Source organism: Pseudobacter ginsenosidimutans (genome assembly GCF_007970185.1).
Classification (GTDB): Bacteria; Bacteroidota; Bacteroidia; order Chitinophagales; family Chitinophagaceae; genus Pseudobacter; species Pseudobacter ginsenosidimutans.
Map to the genome: position 1 here is coordinate 5,456,729 of NZ_CP042431.1, position 20,920 is coordinate 5,477,648.

Here is a 20,920-nt window from a genome sequence, read left to right on the forward strand (position 1 = left end):
TTAAAAAGTTGCGGGTCTTTTTTATAGATTTATGTTGAAGGAAATGATGACCCTTCGTGACATGGTTTTGTGACTGTATGACCTTATCATCAACGATTGAACAACCAAAACCTAACATACCATGCACAAATTGCTAATGCTAGTGCCAATGGCATTGCTATCCATGTATTCCTGGGCGCAGGTGAAAGTGGAGGGCAGTGTCACGGATGCTGCCGATGGGCAGCCGCTTTCCGGGGCCACCGTCCTGATCAAGGGCAAAACAGGTGGCGCCAGCACCAACTCCGCTGGAAAATTTTCAATTACAGTTCCGAACGACAATGCGATCCTCGTTTTCTCTTCTCTCGGCTTCGTTACCAAAGAAGTACCGGTGAAAGGGCAGGCAACTTTCAACATCACGCTGAGCAGGGAAGAGTCTGAACTGCGTTCCGTGGTGGTGACCGCATTGAACATCAAGAGACAAAAAGGTGCACTCGGTTATGCTGTGGCGGAAGCTACAGCCAAAGACATTGCTGGTTTTGGTGAAACCAATGCCATGCAATCACTGGCAGGTAAACTCGCTGGGGTATCCATCACCGGTACTACGGCAGGTCCTACAGGATCTTCGCGTATCACTATCCGTGGTGTACGCGAATTACTGGGCAATAACCAGCCACTCTACGTGATAGATGGTGTGCCGGCAGTGAATGGCAATATCGGCAGCGCCGATCAGAATGGAGGCTTTGACCTCGGCGACGGTCTGTCTGATCTCAACCCCAATGATGTGGAATCCATCACCGTTCTCAAAGGCGCCTCCGCAGCTGTATTGTATGGAAGCCGTGCCCTGAACGGCGTTGTGCTCATCACTACCAAGAGCGGCAGAGGAAGAAAAGGATTGGGCGTGGAATTCAGCAGCAATATGACCATCGACCGCGTGAACACAAAACTGGATGAAGTTCAGAAATTGTACGGGCAGGGTAATAATGGACTTACTCCAAGAACTGTTGGTGATGCGCCGAATATCGTAGATAGCTGGGGGCCGCGTTATACTGAAGTGGACTCGATCCTGCAACGCGATGGAACAAAGAGACCTTATAAATATCTTGAAGACAATATGAAGGGGTTCTTCCGTAATGGCGTTACCTGGATGAATACCGTTGCCGTTACCGGAGGAAACGAAAATGCCAATATGCGTTTCTCATACTCCAACATCAGCAATACAGATGTTAATCCGAAAGCTGGTTTCAGCCGGAATACATTTTCGCTTCGCGGGGAATTGAAAGTTACAGAAAAGCTTACTGTAGAAGCCAAGGGTAACCTCCTGCTGGAAGATGTGACCAACAGACCGGCACTTACGGATGATGTGAATAATATCGGTAATGGCCTGCTTTCCATTGCAGGCAACTTCGATCAGGCCTGGCTGAAAAACTACCAGAATGAGGATGGTAGTTATATCAATTACACGGGCAATCCCTATCGCGCAAATCCTTATTGGACCATCAACAAAACCACCAATAACAGTGATAAGAAAAGGGTAGGTGGCGCTCTAACGGCGAAGTATCAGTTTAATGAAAAACTGAGCGCACAGGTGAGTGCGGGTACAGATTTTTATACTTTCAATTTCGAGAACTTCTACGACAAATACACTCCTTCCCGCGATGGCGGTGTTCTTCAGCTGAGAAGCATTTCCATGAAGGAAGAGAACTACCAGGCCATGATCAATTATGTTACGCCGCTCTTCGGTGATTTCAAACTGAATGCAATGGCGGGTGGCAACCTGATGCGGGCCAGGAACACCAACCGTGAGATCACGGGGCAGGAAATAGTAGAGCCAGGCAAGAATATCATTGCCAACTTCAAATCCATCAGGGTGATCGATGCGCCTGCCGGTAATACCAGCAGGGCTATTCATTCCGTATTCGGTAATGCTGAATTCAGCTGGAGAGACCAGGTCTTCGTTAATTTCCAGGCAAGGAACGACTGGTCTTCAACCCTGCCACCCAGCAACTGGTCTTATTTCTATCCATCACTCGATCTGAGCTGGGTAGTGTCAAAGAGCCTGGATCTTTCGAATACCCCTGTCAGTTATGCCAAGCTGCGTGCTTCTTTCGGTAAGGTGGGCAGCGATGCTATTCCGGGCAGCGCCGATTTTTATTATGCATTAACAGGGTTGACTTTCGACGGGAAGCCAATGGGTGAGATCCTTGGCACAACGGTACCCAATGATAATATCAAACCAACTTTCAAAGTATCGCAGGAACTGGGTGCTGAGATCGGATTCCTCAAAGACCGTCTCAGTGTTGATTTCACCTGGTACAATGAAGAAACTAAAGATGCTATCGTGATCCTGCCGATTGCATCTTCTTCAGGTTACAATGATGCGTTGCTGAATGCAGCCACGCTGAAAAACCAGGGTGTAGAGATCCTCGTAAGAGCAACGCCGGTTAAGCTGAGTGACTTCCGCTGGGATCTTTCTTTCAACTATGCACGGAACAGGAACAAGGTGGTTAAACTGGCCGAGGGACTGGAAACATTCACCATTGCCCAGGCCCGTTGGGCCGGCGCTACCATCACAGGTGATGTAGGTGAAAAATTCGGATCGATCTATGGCGTGGATTTTACGTATAACGATAAGGGAGAAATGATAATCGCCGGAGATGGCAAACCTGTGTATTCTTCAACACCCATGTTGCTCGGCAATACAACGCCTGACTGGACCGGTGGTATCACCAACAGTTTTACCTGGAGAGGTCTTGAACTGAGGGCTGTGATCGATATCAGGGTAGGCGGCGATCTGTTCTCCATGAGCAACCTCAATATGTATGGACAGGGCACAGCGCCAGCAACTTTACCAGGACGTGATGGATGGAATGAATACAGCCGTGAGATCCGTGCCTGGCAAGACGGCGGTAGCGTAGGCGCTGAGCCGACTCAGCAGAACCGCGGCTATATTGCGCCCGGAGCGAAAGATGATGGAACACCCAATGATGTGGCCATCAGCCCTTCTGTTTATTGGAGATCCGTTTCTGAGACCACACCCAGGCCTTTCATCTATGACGGAGGTTTTGTAAAGCTTCGTGATATCGGCCTCAACTACACTTTGCCGAAATCCCTTTACAAAAGAGTTCCTGTGCAAAATATAACAGTGGGACTGATCGGGCGTAACCTTTGGATCATTTCAAAGAATACACCCAATATCGATCCTGAATCCAACTATAATAACGGTAATGGTCAGGGTTTTGAATATGGTTCATTGCCGGGCAGAAAACGTTACGGATTCAATGTGCTGATCAAACTCTAACCTTTAAAAGTCTGAAAAAATGAAATGCATTCAATATATAACCCTTGCCGGATGTATACTCGCCATTCAGGCCTGTACAAGGGGATTCGAAGATCTGAACGTGAACAAAGCCGGCTACACGCAGTTGGATGGGCAATACCAGCTTACAAAAGTGCAGGCTGATATGAGTGGAGACAGGGAAGATGTATGGAGATATGATCTCGGTATTGCCTCTCCACTTATTCAACATCTTGGCGGTTCCTGGTGGACGCAGCATGGAGGCATGTACCAGATAGCCGACAAGACCCATTGGTACAGTCACTGGGAAACTACTTATCCCCGCGAATTGAAAAACCTGCAGGACATGATCGAGAAAACTGCCGGTGATCCTAAACAAGTGAACCTGCATGCAGTGGCGAGGATCGTAAAAGTGATGGTGTTCTCCAAAATAACAGACTTGTATGGAGATGTGCCCTATACAGATGCGATGCAGGGTTACCCCATCAGGAACTTCCTGCCCAAATACGATAAGCAGGAAGATATTTACAAAGACTTTTTCAAGGAGCTGGATGAGGCATTCAAAGAACTTGATGTGAATGGACCAGTCATCAATGGTGATCTCTGGTTCAATGGCAATGTGACCAAATGGAAAAAACTCGCCAACTCCATGAGAATGCGCCTCGGCTTCCGCCTCACCAGACGTGATCTTGCTGAAGCGAAAAAACAGGTAGAAGCTGCTATCGCAGGTGGTGTAATGACAGATATGGCAGATATCTGCATGACCCGTCACGAAGCATTTTCCTGGGTGTCCGGATCAGGTGATAGTCGTGGTAACGGCCGCTCACAGGTATTCAAAGCCTCTCCAAGATCTGAAGGCTTCCGACTGGTAAGAACCCTGGTGGATACACTGGTGAAATACCAGGATCCCAGGCTCTACATATATGGCGGAACTTATTTCGGCAACAAGATCATAGGTGATCCTACTTTGATGGACATCAGTGGACTGATGCCTGCAATCGGTACATCACCCGGCGCTATGGCCTGGAATGAATGGGGAGATTATGGTACTGTGAATTTACCTGGTGGAGGATCCATCTGGGTTGGCCAGGACGACAGGTTCATGCAACCCAGCAAATATGTTTCCGCACTCAATGCACCTTTCTTCCATGTAACGCCTGCCGAAGTGGAATTCCTGCTGGCAGAAGCTGCCCTCAGGGGATGGGGTGGAATTACCGATGCCGAAGGACATTTCAAAAAAGGATTACAATTCGCCTGCGAAGCTGCTCAGTTCTATCCGGGTGTGCCGGCGATGGGGCAGGCAGCTATCGACAATTTCAAAAGTAAATTCGATCCATTCCCCACGATTTATGATTCTGCCATGAACAGGATCCACACGCAGATGTGGGTGAATTTCTTCCTCAATGGAACTGAAGCTTATGCCAACTGGCGCAGGACCGGACTCCCTGACCTGAAGAGATTCAAAGGCGTTGACTGGTATGCTCCCGGAGCTGATACCATTCCACGCAGGTTCTTCTATCCGGAATCAGAATTTCTGCAGAATCCGAAGAACTACCAGGAAGCCATCGGCAGGATGGACAATAAAAATGATATGATGACGCCCGTATGGTGGGATAAACAATAGTTGCTTCAAAAAACAATAAGTGCCGGCGGATGCAGATCCGCCGCACTTCATTTTATCTATGTGATATGAAACAATGGCTTTTCATCATTTGTACCATCAGCCTCTTTGCCTGCAAAAAGAACGGGGGTGAGGTTGCCATCAGTAAGCTCGTTGTTTTGAACGACTCAGCATCCGCGCTCAGCGCAAGGATAAAATTTACGCTCAACCGCCTGACAGACGCCAGTATCAGCATAACAGATCAAAGCACCGGAGAAACGAAACGTACAGCCATTTCGAAAGAAAAGATCAATCACAATATCACTGTTACACAACTCAAAGAGAATACTACTTACAGTTTTCGTGTACACGTTCCCGTAGGTGGCGCCGGTGATGAATGGAGCAGTGTTGAACAAAGTTTTACCACGGCCAGGATCCCTGCATTTGTGAAAGCATTCTATGATCCGGCTGTCAATACATTGAATGAATCTGAAGGCAGTCATTTTCTTTTCAATAACAGGGGAACGCCCAGGGGCTGCATTTACATGATCGATCACAAAGGCAGGATGGTCTGGTACCGTACCACAAAAAATCCTTTGAAAGTGGTGAGGCTCACAAATAAGAACACCCTGCTTTGCCTGGAAGACGAAAACAATACTCCTTATGGCGATGGCAATGTGATCATGGAGCTTAGTCTGGGTGGCGACACATTATTCTATGTGAAACAAAACACGAAGGATTTCACCAGGTCTGCTCACCATGATCTCTGCCGCAATCACCGCGGTAATATCGTGGCAGTTACCAATGTAATAAAATCCGGCGGCAGCATACCGGGCGATGGGCTCCTGGAACTTGATCGCAATGGAAAGAAAGTATGGGAGTGGACAACCTTCGATTCACCCGATGCAGCGGAGACCGGTATCCACAACCAGCCCTGGATCAATTCTGTGGTGCAGGATTCTGACAACAATTACATCGTGTCGCTCCGTTCATTCTCGCAGGTCTGGAAGATCAGGGCATCAGATGGCGTTATCATGTGGAAGCTTGGCAAAGGAGGAAATGTGGAGATGAATGCAGCTGATGAATTCATGTTCCAGCATTATGCTCACCGGAATCCGGCAGGGGACCTGATGTTGTTCGATAATGGCAGTGCGGAGCGGCCACTGAGCAGGCTGATGAGTTTCTCCATCGATGAACAACAGAAAAAGGCAACTACTAAAATAAAAACAGTTTTGCCATCTTCTCTTTATTCAAATATCATGGGCAGTTCCATGCTATTGCCTGATCAAAATTTACTTACGGCCAGTTCCACCAATAGTAAGTTTGTGAAGACCGATGCAGCAGGCACTGTGCTCTGGAGCATCAAGGTAGCAGAGCCTTTTTATCGCGCTGAATTCGTTGGCAACCCTTTCGCTAATCTATAAAAAAAACAGCCTCCGGATTTCCGGAGACTGCCTGGTGCTTACACCCCTGTTTTTCGATGGAATGACAATTCAATAAAAAATTATTTTCCGCCGGGTGTAGGTTGTTTTGATCCAACATTTTTTTCCAGTACGGAAATATATCGTTGAGCGTCTTTGTTATCGGGATCGATAGCCAGGATTTTCTGGAGGTAAGTGATTGCTTCCGGGAAGTCCTTTTCTTTATTGGTTTCATAAGCCGCTACATAACCATATGCTTCGATCAGCCATTTTTTATTGGTGGCATTGCTGGTATCTTTTTCCAGGATAGCGATCAGGTTATGATAATGGGGGATGGCAGTACCTGCTTCCATGGTGGAATCGTGCATGGAGTTGGCGCGCGCACGCCAGTAGTAACCGAATGCCTGCTCCGGATATTTGGCGATATAAGAACCAAACACCGTATCGGCCTGAATATATTCTTCCGCTCTGAAATGCGCCAGGCCCCAGTTGAAGAGGTCCAGGTTGGTGGCCTGATCATTGCCGGTATAGAACCTGCCTGAGTATTTCGCTTCGAGGCTATAGTTCTTCAGTTTCTTGCTGATGTCTGTGAGTTTCTTATAATAAGCGTAAGCAGCAGTGCTGTCTGTCTGACGTTCGGCAGCTTTCTCGTAATAGGCGATGGCGCTGTCTTCCATGCCGGCCTGTGTGCCGTACAGCTCGGCCATCGTTTCAAAATCCTTCGCTACATAATTGCTGTCGTGACCCGTTGCGAAATACTGTTTCATGGTAGACATGGCAGTAGCAGTATCGCTGAGGCCGAGATAGCTATAAGCAAGGAGTTTGTACAGTCTCGCATTGTTGGGAGAAGTAGCGATGAGTGTTTTTGCTTTTTCGATAGCCGGCTCATAATTCTTTGTGAGGTAGAGCAGGTCTGTGAGCTGGTATTCATTATCATCGCTGGGATCGCTGTGGCGTTTGTATTTGAGGAAATAGCTCATAGCCTCTGGCAGATCGCGGTAATAATAATGATAGTAAAGTTCGTAGTAAGCGGGCGCGTACAATGAATCTGCAGCGATGGCTTTATCGAAATATTCTACGTAGAGCTGGTCGTTCTTCTGGGCAACGAAGATCTTGCCCAGTTGATAGAGTGCAGCTGCACAATCCTTGTTCTTGTTCAGCGCTTCGGAGTAGGCTTTGTAAGCGGCGGTACCGTCGCCGATCCTGCGCCATGCATCACCCTGCAATGCGGAGAGCTCAGCATCTTTCTTTTCGCGCTTGATGGCTTTATCCAGCACTGCGAGTGCAAACTGGGGGTCGCCGTTCTTTGCGTCCAGGTGGGCATTGGCTACACCGGCCAGTACGTTTGCATCTTTTTCTTTAGTAGCTTCCATGGCGTGGTTGAAGAGAGCAGCGGCGCTGTCTTTCTTATCTTCCTTCAGCAGCAGGGCTCCGTAAGCCACTTCGAACATGGGTTGGTTACGAACCTCAGCAGGTGCTGCATTGAGCTCCTGGCGAAGGGCAGCAGCGTTGTCGTTTCCCGGAAAGGTCTGGGAGAGCAGATACCAGTTACCCGCATTGTTGGGGTCGGCTTTCAGGGATGCGTGTAAAACCTCGCGGGCGCTGGTATAGCGCTGATGGTAAATGAGATTCTTTGCATCTGGTTGTTCCTGTGCAAAGCTGCTGGTGGCGCCGCAGATCAGCGCAATAGCTGTAACAGTTTTTTTCATTTAAGCACTTTTATTGTCCCTTCAGCAGGGCTGAATGGGGGATGACTACTAAATTCAGAGAACGCTAAAATTAAAAATCTCAATTCAGTGTTGAATTAATATAGGATTAGAATGATATTAGAATTGCCGCTTACCCGTTCTGCGGACCGTCTATAGGTTATTTTTAAGCATGTAACTTTGTACAATGGAGGAAAGGAAAATATTGATTGTGGAAGATGAGAAAAAGATCGCGGACACACTGAAGATCGGTCTCATCGAAAACGGCTATCACGCTGAAGTGGCTTATGACGGAAAGATCGGGGAAAGGCTGTTTTTTCAACACGATTTCAACCTGGTAATACTGGATATCAACCTGCCCGGTATCAATGGATACGAGCTTTGCCGGATCATCCGCGCCCACCATCCCGGCATCCCCGTGATCATGCTCACCAGTCTCAGCAGGCTGACGGATAAGGTAGAGGGCTATAATGCCGGAGCTGACGATTACCTGGTGAAGCCTTTCGAATTCAAGGAACTGCTGCTGAAGATACAGGTTTTGCTAAAAAGAACCATGTACCAGCAGATACCTGTTGGAAACCTGCTCCGGGCAGGCGACCTGGAAATGAACCTCGACAATAAGGAAGTCCGCCGCGGCGAACGCAGGATCAATCTCACCGCCAAAGAATTCCAGCTGCTGGAGTTCCTTTTGCGTAACAAGAACAGGGTGGTGAGCCGTGCCGATATTTCCATCAATGTCTGGGATATCGATTTCGATACAAATACAAATATCATCGACGTATACATCAGCTATCTCCGGAACAAGATCGATAAGGAACACAATCACAAGCTCATTCAAACACAGATCGGAATGGGGTATATCTTAAAAACGACTGAACGATGATGCCTGTTCGCATACGGATCACCGTTCTTTTCGGCAGCATCGTGTTTGTGCTGCTGGCGCTTGTATGCAGTGCAGTTTTCTATTTTTATTATACCAACCGCGAACACGATATCCGGAGAAGGCTCACCAACCGCGCCATCACCACTGCCCGTATGCTCCAGCAGCCGGAAGTGTTTGATCCACGCACCCTGCAGAAGATCGATTCCAGCACGGCCATGACCATGAAGAAAAAAGTGATGGAAGTGTATACCGGCGATGGTCAGCTGATCTATCGTTCCAGCGATCAACCCAACGACACACTGAGCTTCGATCCCTCCATCTTTGAGCAGGTGAAGAAGAAAAGTCCTGTCTATTTTTTTTCCGGCGTCAATGACGCCATTGCCTGGAGACCGGCAGACAGTACAGTGAATATGGTGATGGTATCCGCCGCCTATGATGAAGATGGGCTTACCAAACTCGGGCAGCTCAAGATCATTCTCTGGCTTTGCTTTGGTGGCGGAGTAGTGGCCGCTTTTGCCGCCGGTTATATTTTCTCCGAAAGATTATTGCGTCCCGTCCGACAGATCACAGACGATATCAAAGATATCTCCGCCCGCAACCTCGCACGGCGTATCAATACCGGAAAGGTGCGCGACGAATGGTTTTACCTGTCGGACACCCTCAACAAATTGTTGAACCGCCTGCAGGAGAGCTTCGAGATCCAGCGTCGTTTCATCGCCAATGCATCTCACGAGCTGAGCACGCCGCTTACCGCTATTTCCAGTCAGCTCGAAGTCAGCCTGCAGAAGAACCGCGAAGCCGGTCAGTACCGCGGCACCATGGAATCCGTTTACCAGGACGTGCAATACCTAAGCAAGCTCACGCAGACCCTCCTGGAATTTGCACAGGCTTCAGAAGATCCCGGCGGACTGGAAATTGAACAGATACGGATAGACGAAATCCTCATGCAATTGCCTGCCGCATTGAACAAACTGAACCTTCAATACAGCATGGTATTGAGTTTCGAAGGTTTGCCCGAGAAAGAGGAACGTTTGATCGTGGCCGGAAATGCAGAACTGCTTTTCTCCGCCATCAAGAACCTGGTGTCCAACGCCTGTAAATATTCATCCGATCACAAAGCCTGGGTAAGGCTTTCCGTGGAAGAGGAAAATATCATCATTACTATCCGCGACAAAGGCAAGGGCATTCCCAAAGAAGACCTTCCCTATATCTTCCAGCCTTTTTACCGGGGCGCGAATACCTGGGAGGAAAGTGGTTTCGGATTGGGGCTTTCCCTGGTGAGCCGCATCATCAAACTCCACAAGGGCGAGCTTTCCGTGGCATCCTCCGAAGGCGAGGGCTCTGTATTCACCATCACTTTGCCATCGCATTATTGACATTCGTGCAAAAATTGCTGTACCAATCCTGCCGCCAAATAGGGAAACCATAATGATCTTTCTGTACATTTGTTTCTTATTAAGGCACTTAACCTATGCAGGAAGCAATCATCGAGCTCAGGCACGCAAATATCTACCAGGGCAAAAACCTGGTACTGCAGGATGTGAACCTCCGTGTCAACCGCGGCGAATTCGTGTACCTGGTTGGAAAGACAGGCACCGGTAAATCAAGCTTACTGAAAACGCTTTATGGCGATCTCCCGCTCAAAGAAGGAGACTGTACCGTAGTGGGTTTCGATCTCAATAAAATGGACTGGAAGAAAGTTCCTTTCCTGCGCCGCAACCTGGGCGTGGTTTTCCAGGACTTCCAACTGCTCACAGACCGTAACGTGAACGATAACCTGAAATTCGTGCTGAGAGCCACCGGCTGGAAAGACGAAAAACTGATGGATGAAAAGATCGTTGACGTACTGGACAAAGTAGGGCTGAAAGCAAAAGGGTTCAAAATGCCATACGAGCTTTCCGGCGGAGAGCAGCAAAGGGTAGACATTGCCCGGGCGCTCCTCAACTCACCCAAACTGATCCTGGCGGATGAACCTACAGGTAACCTCGATCCGGAAACCTCCGACGAAATCATGCAATTACTGGTGCAGATCAGCCGCGATTACGGCACTGCTATCGTAATGGCAACACATGATTACATCGTGATCAATAAATTCCCTGCCCGTCTCGTGCGAACAGAGCGCGGCCGTGTGATTGACAATGCCTCCATCTCTATGAGTTAATTGCCATCCCGCAGTTGCAAAGGGATATGAACCGGCGATGTGAAAACAAACCGCCGCGGGAGGATGTCTTCTGAGCTTTGTGGGGAAAGATGAGGAGGTTGGTAATGCTATTGGACTGTTTCGCTTATGTTTTCAAGACGCCTTGTCCATATCCCTTCGACAACTGCTCTTCGAGAGTGCAGCTTCAAAAAAAGAAATCATTAAGACATAGATAAAAAAGTAACGGCCATCTGCACTTACAGATGGCCGTTACTATTAATAAGGTTTCCAGAAATATTTATCATTAGGGCCACGCACTATCGGGTAACTGTTGACAAAGTGATATGGACAAGGCGTCTTGAAAACATAAGCGAAGAAGCCTGGCTCTGCACCACCGCTCAATCCAACCAATTACAGCCCATCAATATTCTCCCTCGGCGGTTTGTTTTCACATCGCCGGTTCATATCCTTTGGCAACTACAAAGCAGATAAGAGCATTATCCGGTAACTCTTTCCTGCCAGATCACCTGACTAAGCTGCCTTGCATTTCGTTCGTTATTGAACATCGGTTCCAACAATTGCTGACGAAGCGTAATTTCTTCCTGCGTAAAAGGATTGTGATACAATTGCGCCACGATCTGTTTGAAGGATTCGGCATTGGTGCCGATATGACAAGCAGGACTGATACTACTGTCTTTCACAGCGGCATCATTCACCACGCAGTGACGCCCATTGAAGAGGGCATTGAGCAGTTTCAGTTTTACACCGGTGCAGTTGAAACTGGGAAGGATATTGATCTGTGCTTTGCTGATCATGTCCTGCATTTCATCTTCCGAAGGATTGGCCACCACGCAGGCATGACCTGAACGTTCAGCCGCTTTTTCCAGTTTGCGGGAAGGATCTTTTCCTGCCACGATGAAGTGAGCGGGAATTTCATTGAATACTTCCTCGATGAGCCAGATGGCAGCCTTTTCATTTTCGTCAACGGAAAGATTGCCCTGGTATAGACAAAAACAGCCGATGCCTTCTTTGGAGCTGATATGATTGTAGGGAAGGAACACCGGCAGGTGCATGATATTCTTTACTCCAAATTTGGTGCGATAGGTCTGTACGTCCTGCTCCGATACGGCCAGGATCACAGAAGCCTTTTCAGCAATGGCTGCTTCGTATGAGCGTAGCAGTTTGCTTTCGTGGAGATAGTATAATTTTTTGAAAACGGAATGAGTGGAATCGGCCAGCTGGCGGTAGTACTGGTATTCCACATTGTGCAGGCGGAGGATGGTCTTGCGTCTGGCAAAACGTTCATCCTGCAGGATGCTGCTGCAATGAATGCCTTCGAGGAGGATGGGATGTTCATCGTTCAGCAGATTGTTCACCAGCTCTGCGCTGCAGCGGGAAGCTACAATGTAGGGCAGTTTGTGCGAGAAGCCCTTGTGGCCGCACTGGCGTTCATAATACTGTACCGATGCGCAATACTGTTCCAGCTCGGGTTGTGGGCCGCGGCCATATTCGAAACAATGCAGGTGGATCTTCACACCTGCCTGGTGCAGGGCCACGAGCTTATAAAAGAGATCGAACATCCCACCGTGATTAACGGGATAGGGTACGTCCAGGGAAACGATATGTAAGTGCCTTTCCAAAATGCTTAAAAAATATTAGAATAAAATGAGATTAGTTTTTTTTCTTCTTCCTGCCAGTTGAGTTGGGTCCTTGCTTTCAGACAGTTTTCCTGCAGCTCTTTGTATAATTGTTCATCATTCAGCAGTGTGTTCAGGCCTTTTGCGATTGTGTCCGGTTCCAGATCGTGAATAAGAACAGCAATTTGGTACTGATTGTTTATTTCACGGTAAACGGGATAATCAACGCATAATTGTGGGAGGCCCGAATGGAAATAATCAGAGAACCTGTTGGCCAGGGAGAAATAGTTGCTAATGCCTTCTTTATCAAAGAGTGTTACACCTGCCCAGGCGTTATGTGTGATGCTGCTGAGCTCTTCAGGAACGAGCTTGCCAAGGAAAATTATTTTTTCTTCCAAACCATGTTCCTTCGTCAGTTGTATGGCCTGTTCCATGAAATTTCCATTGCCGCAGATCAGGAGTTGGGCATCCACCATTTTCATGGCGGGGATCAGTGTTTCGAAGCTCCTGCCTTCATTCACCGCTCCCTGGTAGAGGATATATTTTTCCTTTTTTTCCGGGATGGTCAGCGGGCGGAGTACAGGCATGTTGCGGATCACTTCGAACTGTTTCCCGTACATTTTCCTGAATTCATCTGCAATGGGCGTATTCACTGTATAGTTATGATCGAAACGGGGAACGCTGATGCGTTCGATGCGTTTCCAGAACTTATAGATGCCGGGCCTGGTGGCTATTTCCTTCATTTCACAGAAAAGCTCGTGTGCATCATAAACTCTTTTGCTGCCTTTCAGTTTGGTGGCCATCAGCACGGGCAGGATGGTGTCCAGGTCTATCGCGCAAACCAGGTCGGCTTTCCGGAACAAGAGGTAAAAAAACAGTCGCAGGTTGTATTCGATATAAAAACTTTTTCCTTTCCGGAAGAAACAGTTGAGGCGTTTTTGCCGGAATGGTTGTTCTTTCAGGGGTATGGAATTCTTTTCTTTTCTTCCTACCAGTTCCACTGCATAACCTGCACGGGCAAGCGAAGTACAGATCCGGATCATGCGTTGATCGAAAGTACAGTCGTTGGTGATGGTGAAGATCAGTTTTTTCATCGAAGGCCTGAAGTTAGGGAATCAGCGGGGAGGATTGATAGATATGTTCAATCAGCCGGATAGTATGCAGCGCTTCTTCCGCTTCCAGCAGGTATTGATTGGGGTCATTCAGCGCTGCGATCAACTGATCATATACTTTATCGTGATTGCTCATGCTGCCCTGGTAGTGGCCGTAGTTGTTGGCGCCATTGCCTACGGGAAGATGAGGCCGTTCCATTCCTTCCACGGAAAAATGTTCCAGTTCATTGAGGTATTGTCCACCTACTTTCACTGTGCCTTTTGATCCGAAGACAGTGATGGATCCTTCCATATTGGAAGCATGACTATTGATACTGTACTGAAGGGTGCCGCGTGCGCCATTGGAAAGCTGGAGAATGGCAGCGCCGCTGTCTTCGAACTGGATCACGCCCTGGTGCAAAGTATTCTGGCGAAAACCGCTGACAACGGTTGTATCACCGAGCAGCCAGTAAAGCAGATCAATAAAATGACTGAATTGCGTATAAAGGATGCCGCCATCAAGGTCCATAGTGCCGTGCCAGCTGTTGGCGAAGTAGGAGGGGGGGCGGTTCCAGAAGCAGTTGAGCTGGAAGCCGAGTATTTCTCCGAGTTTGTTTTCAACCAGCAATTGTTTGAGCGCCATTACCGGCGGATTGTACCGGTTCTGTTTCACTACAAAGAGTTTTTTGCCTGTTCTGCGGGCGGTTTCGGCCATTAGCTGACCGCTGGCGGTGCTCAGGCTCATGGGTTTTTCGCAAAGAACATGGCAACCGGCTTCCAGGGCTTCGATGGCATGGGGGGCATGGAGGCCGTTGGGGGTACAAACACTCACCAGGTCCGGTTGCTGGTGATGGAGCAGTTCCGTGAAAGAATGGTAGCTTTGGGCTCCGTATTCGCGGGCCAGCCGGCCGGCTTTTTCCGGGTCGATATCACAGACGGCCAGCAGATTACCATGGCTGGCGATCTGGGCAGCATGGCGGGCGCCGATACGGCCGCATCCGAGAAGGGCAAAACGGTAACTCATTGTATTCAAGAACGGAATGGCTTCTTTTTTTAAAAAATCAGGCCAGCAAGATATTAAAATCAGGATTAATTACATACCTTTGCCGCCAAAATAAGAAGAAGCAATCTTTGGATGCATTTAAAAAAAATTTGAGATGCCGTATTTAACAAAAGAAAAAGTAGCTGATATTTTCACAACTTATGGTGGCAATGCCGCTAACACTGGTTCTATCGAAGGCCAGATCGCTTTACTGACAGAGCGTATTAACAGCATTTCCAAACATCTTCAGCAAAACAAACACGATTTCTCTACTCACCGTGGACTGATGAAACTGGTTGGTCAGCGCAAGCGCCTCCTGACCTATCTCAGCAAGCACAACCTGCAAGGTTACCGTGCGCTGATTGAGAAACTCGGTATCAGAAAGTAACCATCGGATAATGATAATAACTAATTCCCAACCTCAGACCTGGTTGGGAATAGTTCTTTTTATCCGGAGGTTTTTTGCGTTTTGTATTTAAGTTTTTAACCAGGCTGTTGGTCCTGCAAATTCGATTCCCGCCTTTTCTGATCAGCAGTCTTAAATTGAGATTACTATGCTCTCACAACCTACAGGTGTGACCTTCGACATAGGTGGCGGCCGTATGGTTACCGTTGAAACCGGTAAACTCGCTCGCCAGGCACATGGTGCCGTAACCGTTCGTCAGGGCAACTGCATTATCCTCGCTACTGTTGTAGCCAACAAAGAACCCAGAGAAGGACAAGAGTTCTTTCCCCTGGTAGTGGATTATAATGAGAAATTCGCTTCAGCAGGCCGTATCCCTGGCTCTTTCTTCAAACGTGAAGGAAAGCTCAATGATTACGAAGTACTGGTAAGCCGTCTGATCGACCGTTCCCTTCGTCCATTATTCCCTGAAGATTATTTCTGCGATGTACAGGTACTGGTTACCCTGGTATCTTCCGACAAGGAAGTGATGCCGGATGCACTGGCCTGCCTGGCTGCATCTGCCGCCCTCGCAGTTTCTGATATTCCCATTAAAGAGATCATTTCACAGGTTCGCGTTGCGCGCGTGGAAGGTGAGTTCATTGTGAACCCGCTCCGTGCACAGCTCGAGAAAGCTGATATGGATTTCCTCATCGCAGCAACTGAAAAGAACCTGATGATGGTGGAAGGCGAAGCAGAAGAGTGCGCTGAAGAGGACCTGGTGAAGGCCCTCGAGATCGCTCATGAAGCTATCCGCATCCAGATCAAAGCTCAGGCTGAACTGCGCGACAAAGCCGGTGTTGCCGGAAAACGCGACTATACCAAACCGGTAGTAAATGAAGAACTGCAGGCTAAAGTGAAAGCTTTCGCCGGCGATCAGATCTCTGCCATCGCACGTTCTGCCTCCGGCAAGAACGAGCGCTCCGATGCATTCGATACGCTGAAGAAAGCGCTGATCGAAAGCCTCGGCGAAGAAGTGGAAGATGATGTGAAGAAACTGGCCAAGAAATATTTCGAGGACCTGAAATGGGAGAACGTTCGTAACGTGATCCTCGATGAGCGCATCCGCCTCGATGGCCGTAAGCTGGACGAGGTCCGTCAGCTGGCAATGGAAGTAGATGTTTTGCCTTCTCCGCACGGTTCTGCACTCTTCACCCGTGGTGAAACACAATCGCTCACTACCGTAACCCTGGGTACTCCCCTGGACGAACTGCTGGTAGAAAGCGCTGCCACTTCCGATTACACTAAATTCATCCTTCACTATAATTTCCCTCCCTTCTCAACCGGTGAGGTGAAAATGATGCGTGGCCCCGGCCGCCGCGAAGTTGGTCACGGTAACCTGGCCATGCGCTCCCTGAAGCAGATGATGCCCGGAACTGAATATCCTTACACAGTTCGCATAGTGAGTGATATCCTGGAATCCAACGGTTCCTCTTCCATGGCAACAGTTTGCGCAGGTTCACTGGCGCTGATGGATGCAGGTGTTCCTTTCCCCAAACACGTAGGCGGTATCGCCATGGGATTGATCACCCGCGCTGACAACAAATACGCGATCCTGTCTGATATCCTCGGTGATGAAGATCACCTCGGAGATATGGACTTCAAAGTTACCGGTACACGCGAAGGTATCTGCGGCGTACAAATGGACATCAAGGTGGATGGTCTCAGCATGGACATCATGCGCGAAGCGCTTGATCAGGCCCGCAGAGGACGTCTTCATATCCTGAGCGCCATGTACGAAGCATTGCCTGCTCACCGCGAAGAGGTTAAACCTCACGCTCCACGTATGGAGAAACTGTTCATCGATAAGGAATTCATCGGTGCAGTGATCGGACCACAAGGAAAGATCATCCAGGAGATCCAGCGCGAAACGGGTACTACCATCAATATCGAAGAAGTAGGCAACTACGGTGAAGTAAGCGTATTCAGCCCTGCGAAAGAAGGTCTGGATAAAGCTGTTGCCTGGATCAAGGGTATTGTTGCAGTTCCTGAAGTAGGTTCTGTTTACGAAGCCACTGTGAAAGGTATCAAGGAGTTCGGCGCATTTGTTGAGTTCCTGCCTGGCAAACAAGGTTTGCTCCACATCAGTGAGATTTCATGGAAACGTCTCGAAAGCATGGAAGGTGTATTGAAAGAAGGCGATAAAGTGAAAGTGAAACTGATCGGTATCGATCACAAGACCGGTAAGTTCAAGCTGAGCCGCAAAGCGCTCATGCCTAAGCCGGAAGGCAAACGTCCTGAGAATAACGGAGCGCCTGCAGGAGAGTAATTCTGCAGCGTTTTGAAAGATAAAAGGGAGCTTCATTCAGTTGAAGCTCCCTTTCTGTTTTGATTACAACAAGGTCTATTGTTATAGTTTCTTTGACTTCTTACCTGATAGTTTTTGCAGTGTTATAGTGAATGTTTTTTCCTGTGGCGGAAAACACATTTCGTCATTGCATGCCTGGAAATACAAAACTCCTTTGATCAATGCAGGTGTCCGTTTGGCTTTTCCTGTAAACCTGCAAATGATCGTATGTCCCTCTCCGGTATACACTTCACCACCTCCCGTTAAAACAGGTTCCGGCCATTGGTGGTCAGGAAATAGCACTAACCCTTCCGGAATACTATCTATATCCAGTTTCATGATGATGTATCCCTGTGACTGGTTGAGGGAAGATGGAGCATACACATGCATTCCCGGTGCAACGTCAAACATTAGCCTTAATTCAAGCGTGTCAGCCTTTTGTTGCGTATATGTTTTGATCGTTATCACTTCCTGACCTATCAGCAGGGCAGACGCAAAGCATAACGCCAGGCTAAGCATTCCTTTCTTCATCATACATTTGATTTTTTTACTTCTTGCCTAAGAAAACATACACGTAGCCAACATGCTTCAGCGTTTTGTATTCGGATTTAACATAGGCGTTATTGAAGATGCTTTTACTGGAAACAAAACGTTTTGCATCCAACTCTTCTTCTGTAAGCCCTGTTTTTTTGCGGGCTGCGTCAGCTGCTTCCATTTCTTTCTTCAGTCTTCTTTTACGAGGTTCGGTGAAGTAGCCAGGGTTCAACTGGTAGATGCCGGTTTCTAACTCCCATTGCCAGGAGAGGGCTGCATCGAACTGGTCGTTGAGGGTAGCAACTGCGGTGCCCATCACGATATCCATTACGCCATCTCCATTCCAGTCGGTGATGGTGATGGCTGGGTGGCTGCCGGGCAATGCCTTACCTCCATCATTGGCGGTGATCAATGGAATGCCTTTTTCAAAGCGGAATTCGCCATTTTGTTTAACGCCTTTATAGAACATGATGGTGGCACTAGCCCTACCGAGATAAGCGAAGGTGGCCAGCAGATCAGGTATGCCATCATTGTCCCAGTCGAATATAACCGGATTGATCGCGCCACCATGTTGTTCACCATTTTTACCGGATGCTACTGTGCTTCCATCAGTATGCAGTAGTGGTTTTCGCAATCCAAACCTGGGATCTGTTTTTGTACCGATATTTTTGCTGATCCGGATGCAAGAACCGCCGAGGATCAGATCGTCGAGACCATCGCCGGTGAGATCGGCCACAGCAACAGTGTTGTAATACCAGTACATGGAGTTTTCCGGGTTGATGTCTTCATCATCACCCTCGAATTTCTTTTTACCGAGCGGGTCGCCTTCCTGGAAAAGCCTGTCCCCCGGCATGTAACCTTTTTTTGTGCCTTTGAAGAGGATGATATCTCCGGGGTTATATTGTCCGGCAACAATATCTGTGATCCCGTCATTATTCAGGTCTGCAAACGTTGGCTTGAAACCCATACAGCACCAGACCCACAAACTGAGTGGGGTGCCATAGCCATAATCATTATCAGGTCTCAGGTAATAGAACTCGTCGTCGAATGCAGGTATGCCTTTACCGTTTTCGGAGATATTGGGATAGACCCTGATGAAATTGCCAACAGGACGGCCATGCTCGAGGCCGGAACCGAATTCTCCTATCAATAGGTCTTTCTTTCCATCCTGGTCCATATCTCTGAATTCGGGATAGGCCCAGCCAGTGCCCCTGGTTTCAACAGGGCCGTATTGGGTTGTTACCATAGTGGGGGGCGTTAATGTAGGAGCGCCTTTTATTTTTGCAAATGTCAGCGGCGGGAAATCGACAGCTTTCAAATGGCTCCTTGCCTTGATCTGTTCATCGGTTGAAATTTTTCTGATCGGTATCTTCTGCGCTTGCACTTCTGCGTTATGTAACGTACATAACGATACCATGCAGCCGGTGACGGCCGCAAACAATGAATGTTTTTTCATGACACTATTTTAAATTGGGATTAAGTAATTTTTGTTTTTCAGATATGGGGAAGTCGATGTCTGCGTCTGTCCAGTTTGGCTTTTTGGGACCCAGCACCTGTGTGATGGTGCCAGTACGTTTCAGGTCGAAGAAGCGGTGTGCATATTCACAGAAGAGTTCATGTCTTCTTTCCTGCATAACGGCTTCGCGTAAGGAAGCTTTGTCGGCGGCTGTTGTGTTGGGAAGCCCGGCTTTGCTTCTGATGGCATCGATATCTTCCTGGGCCCCCGGGAAATTTTCTCTTTCGGCCCTTGCTTCGGCTCTTATCAGGTACATCTCACTCAGGCGCATCACAATATAGATTTCAGGAGAACCGGTAGAGACCATTTTTGTTTCTTTGTATTTGTATACAAAATTCCAGCTTTTGGGACCAAGGGTAAAAGTGCCTGTCCAGTTTGTTTTTCGTTTATCTCCTGTTTCAAAACTGTTCATCAGGTCATCGGTAAGTACGCCATAGGCAACATTGTCTTCAGGCGACACATTAAGTCTATAAGCAAGCGCATCCTGCGTAGGAACGCCTGGGTTGGCTTCTGCAAACTGCCAGATGGCTTCTTTTGAATCTTTTAGAAAGGTTCTGTTGATATCGGTTTCCAGGCTATACGTACTGCTGGCTGAAATGAGGTTGGTGGCCATTTCTTCGGCTTCCTTCCATTGTTTTCTGAATAAATAGATCTGCGCCAGAAAAGCCTCCGCGCATTTTTTATTTACCCTTACACGCCCTGTTGTGGGATAATTGTCGGGTAATAAGGTAGCAGCGAGCTCTACATCTTTCTGTACCATTTCAAATACTTTTTCCCTGGGCGATTTCACAGCATTGGTATTCACTCTGTAATCGGTGGCAGTGATATAAGGCACATCGCCAAATGTATTGGCCAGCCTCCAGTATAACAATGCCCGGAGAAACAATGCTTCCCCTTTCAGTTGGTTCCTGGAAGCAGTAGCTAGTTTGCCGGCGTTTTCCAGGCCGGCAAGCAATTTGTTGGCTTTGTAAATAGCGCTATACGGCACGTCCCAATGAACGGCTAGTTCGGATTCATCGGTTTCTGCAAGCAGGTTATTGAAAAACTTGTATGTGCCATGTGTAGGATCATTACTGTAACAATGCATATCATCTACATAGAATTGAAAATTGCGTCCGGTGCTGTTGGCAAGATAACTGGAGCGGAGATCGATGTATACCTGTAACAGGGCGGTTTCTGCTGTGCCGAAATCCTGGAAAACGAGGGAGTCGAGCAACTGTGTTTTGGGGTGGCCAACATCCACGAATTTTTCGCAACTGGTAAAACTCATGCTGGAAAAAAGCAGCATTACAAACCAGGCAACGCCTGTCTTTGTGATGGATTGTATCATGATAAATGAATTCATGG

Annotated in this window: 15 protein-coding genes; 8 read left to right on the top strand and 7 right to left on the bottom strand. The window is 48.1% G+C overall.

Going from position 1 to position 20,920, the window contains the following annotated elements; all coding sequences use genetic code 11:
- The first annotated feature begins 121 nt into the window (after positions 1-121).
- From FSB84_RS21405 to FSB84_RS21415, 3 genes are all read left to right on the top strand, one after another.
- Entirely contained in the window at positions 122-3,277 is a 3,156-nt protein-coding gene (locus FSB84_RS21405) for a SusC/RagA family TonB-linked outer membrane protein (protein ID WP_130539916.1), read from the top strand.
- 19 nt (positions 3,278-3,296) lie between these two features.
- A complete protein-coding gene (locus tag FSB84_RS21410) occupies positions 3,297-4,898 on the top strand; it encodes a SusD/RagB family nutrient-binding outer membrane lipoprotein (protein ID WP_130539917.1) in 1,602 nt (533 codons plus the stop codon).
- A gap of 65 nt (positions 4,899-4,963) precedes the next feature.
- Positions 4,964-6,298: an aryl-sulfate sulfotransferase gene (locus tag FSB84_RS21415; RefSeq protein WP_158644048.1), complete on the top strand. Its 1,335-nt coding sequence runs from the start codon at positions 4,964-4,966 to the stop codon at positions 6,296-6,298.
- 80 nt (positions 6,299-6,378) lie between these two features.
- On the opposite strand, the gene FSB84_RS21420 is transcribed toward FSB84_RS21415, so the two are convergent.
- On the bottom strand, positions 6,379-8,004 hold the full coding sequence (locus FSB84_RS21420) for a tetratricopeptide repeat protein (RefSeq protein ID WP_130539919.1): 1,626 nt from the start codon (positions 8,002-8,004) through the stop codon (positions 6,379-6,381).
- A gap of 184 nt (positions 8,005-8,188) precedes the next feature.
- On the opposite strand from FSB84_RS21420, the gene FSB84_RS21425 reads away from it, so the two are divergent.
- The 3 genes from FSB84_RS21425 (at position 8,189) to FSB84_RS21435 (ending at position 11,045) form a co-directional block, all read left to right on the top strand.
- Complete coding sequence (locus FSB84_RS21425) at positions 8,189-8,884, top strand: response regulator transcription factor (RefSeq protein WP_130539920.1); 696 nt, start codon at positions 8,189-8,191, stop codon at positions 8,882-8,884.
- Positions 8,881-10,260: a sensor histidine kinase gene (locus FSB84_RS21430; RefSeq protein WP_225979850.1), complete on the top strand. Its 1,380-nt coding sequence runs from the start codon at positions 8,881-8,883 to the stop codon at positions 10,258-10,260. Before FSB84_RS21425 ends, FSB84_RS21430 begins: the two co-directional genes overlap by 4 nt.
- A 95-nt stretch (positions 10,261-10,355) precedes the next feature.
- Entirely contained in the window at positions 10,356-11,045 is a 690-nt protein-coding gene (locus FSB84_RS21435; protein WP_130539921.1) for a cell division ATP-binding protein FtsE, read from the top strand.
- A 476-nt stretch (positions 11,046-11,521) separates the two neighbouring features.
- Here the strand turns inward: FSB84_RS21435 and FSB84_RS21440 are convergent, their stop codons facing one another.
- The 3 genes from FSB84_RS21440 to FSB84_RS21450 are packed head-to-tail and all read right to left on the bottom strand — an operon-like array spanning position 11,522 to position 14,776.
- Complete coding sequence (locus tag FSB84_RS21440) at positions 11,522-12,664, bottom strand: glycosyltransferase family 4 protein (RefSeq protein ID WP_130539922.1); 1,143 nt, start codon at positions 12,662-12,664, stop codon at positions 11,522-11,524.
- A 5-nt stretch (positions 12,665-12,669) separates the two neighbouring features.
- Positions 12,670-13,755, bottom strand: coding sequence for a glycosyltransferase family 4 protein (locus tag FSB84_RS21445; protein WP_225979851.1), 1,086 nt, complete (start codon positions 13,753-13,755; stop codon positions 12,670-12,672).
- Between the two features lie 13 nt (positions 13,756-13,768).
- Positions 13,769-14,776: a Gfo/Idh/MocA family protein gene (locus tag FSB84_RS21450; protein ID WP_130539923.1), complete on the bottom strand. Its 1,008-nt coding sequence runs from the start codon at positions 14,774-14,776 to the stop codon at positions 13,769-13,771.
- 133 nt (positions 14,777-14,909) lie between these two features.
- Here FSB84_RS21450 and rpsO point away from each other — a divergent pair, with 133 nt between their 5' ends.
- Positions 14,910-15,182 (top strand): 30S ribosomal protein S15, encoded by a 273-nt coding sequence (gene rpsO / locus FSB84_RS21455; protein ID WP_130539924.1) that lies wholly within the window; start codon positions 14,910-14,912, stop codon positions 15,180-15,182.
- 166 nt (positions 15,183-15,348) lie between these two features.
- Positions 15,349-17,505, top strand: a complete 2,157-nt coding sequence (gene pnp, locus FSB84_RS21460; RefSeq protein ID WP_130539925.1) for a polyribonucleotide nucleotidyltransferase — start codon at positions 15,349-15,351, stop codon at positions 17,503-17,505.
- Between the two features lie 81 nt (positions 17,506-17,586).
- On the opposite strand, the gene FSB84_RS21465 is transcribed toward pnp, so the two are convergent.
- The 3 genes from FSB84_RS21465 to FSB84_RS21475 are packed head-to-tail and all read right to left on the bottom strand — an operon-like array spanning position 17,587 to position 20,903.
- Positions 17,587-18,057 carry a protein-disulfide reductase DsbD domain-containing protein gene (locus FSB84_RS21465; RefSeq protein ID WP_130539926.1) on the bottom strand — a complete coding sequence of 157 codons (471 nt, stop codon included), beginning with the start codon at positions 18,055-18,057 and terminating at the stop codon, positions 17,587-17,589.
- 13 nt (positions 18,058-18,070) lie between these two features.
- Positions 18,071-19,513 carry an FG-GAP repeat domain-containing protein gene (locus FSB84_RS21470; protein WP_130539927.1) on the bottom strand — a complete coding sequence of 481 codons (1,443 nt, stop codon included), beginning with the start codon at positions 19,511-19,513 and terminating at the stop codon, positions 18,071-18,073.
- Positions 19,514-19,517: 4 nt separating this feature from the next.
- On the bottom strand, positions 19,518-20,903 hold the full coding sequence (locus FSB84_RS21475; protein ID WP_158644049.1) for a RagB/SusD family nutrient uptake outer membrane protein: 1,386 nt from the start codon (positions 20,901-20,903) through the stop codon (positions 19,518-19,520).
- Between the last annotated feature and the right edge of the window lie 17 nt (positions 20,904-20,920).

Coding starts and splice junctions, on each gene's coding strand:
- FSB84_RS21410 (WP_130539917.1), top strand. CDS start 3,297: ATGAAATGCATTCAATATATAACCCTTGCCGGATGTATACTCGCCATT.
- FSB84_RS21465 (WP_130539926.1), bottom strand. CDS start 18,057: ATGATGAAGAAAGGAATGCTTAGCCTGGCGTTATGCTTTGCGTCTGCC.
- FSB84_RS21445 (WP_225979851.1), bottom strand. CDS start 13,755: ATGAAAAAACTGATCTTCACCATCACCAACGACTGTACTTTCGATCAA.
- rpsO (WP_130539924.1), top strand. CDS start 14,910: ATGCCGTATTTAACAAAAGAAAAAGTAGCTGATATTTTCACAACTTAT.
- FSB84_RS21435 (WP_130539921.1), top strand. CDS start 10,356: ATGCAGGAAGCAATCATCGAGCTCAGGCACGCAAATATCTACCAGGGC.
- FSB84_RS21420 (WP_130539919.1), bottom strand. CDS start 8,004: ATGAAAAAAACTGTTACAGCTATTGCGCTGATCTGCGGCGCCACCAGC.
- pnp (WP_130539925.1), top strand. CDS start 15,349: ATGCTCTCACAACCTACAGGTGTGACCTTCGACATAGGTGGCGGCCGT.
- FSB84_RS21430 (WP_225979850.1), top strand. CDS start 8,881: ATGATGCCTGTTCGCATACGGATCACCGTTCTTTTCGGCAGCATCGTG.
- FSB84_RS21450 (WP_130539923.1), bottom strand. CDS start 14,776: ATGAGTTACCGTTTTGCCCTTCTCGGATGCGGCCGTATCGGCGCCCGC.
- FSB84_RS21425 (WP_130539920.1), top strand. CDS start 8,189: ATGGAGGAAAGGAAAATATTGATTGTGGAAGATGAGAAAAAGATCGCG.
- FSB84_RS21415 (WP_158644048.1), top strand. CDS start 4,964: ATGAAACAATGGCTTTTCATCATTTGTACCATCAGCCTCTTTGCCTGC.
- FSB84_RS21470 (WP_130539927.1), bottom strand. CDS start 19,513: ATGAAAAAACATTCATTGTTTGCGGCCGTCACCGGCTGCATGGTATCG.
- FSB84_RS21475 (WP_158644049.1), bottom strand. CDS start 20,903: ATGATACAATCCATCACAAAGACAGGCGTTGCCTGGTTTGTAATGCTG.
- FSB84_RS21405 (WP_130539916.1), top strand. CDS start 122: ATGCACAAATTGCTAATGCTAGTGCCAATGGCATTGCTATCCATGTAT.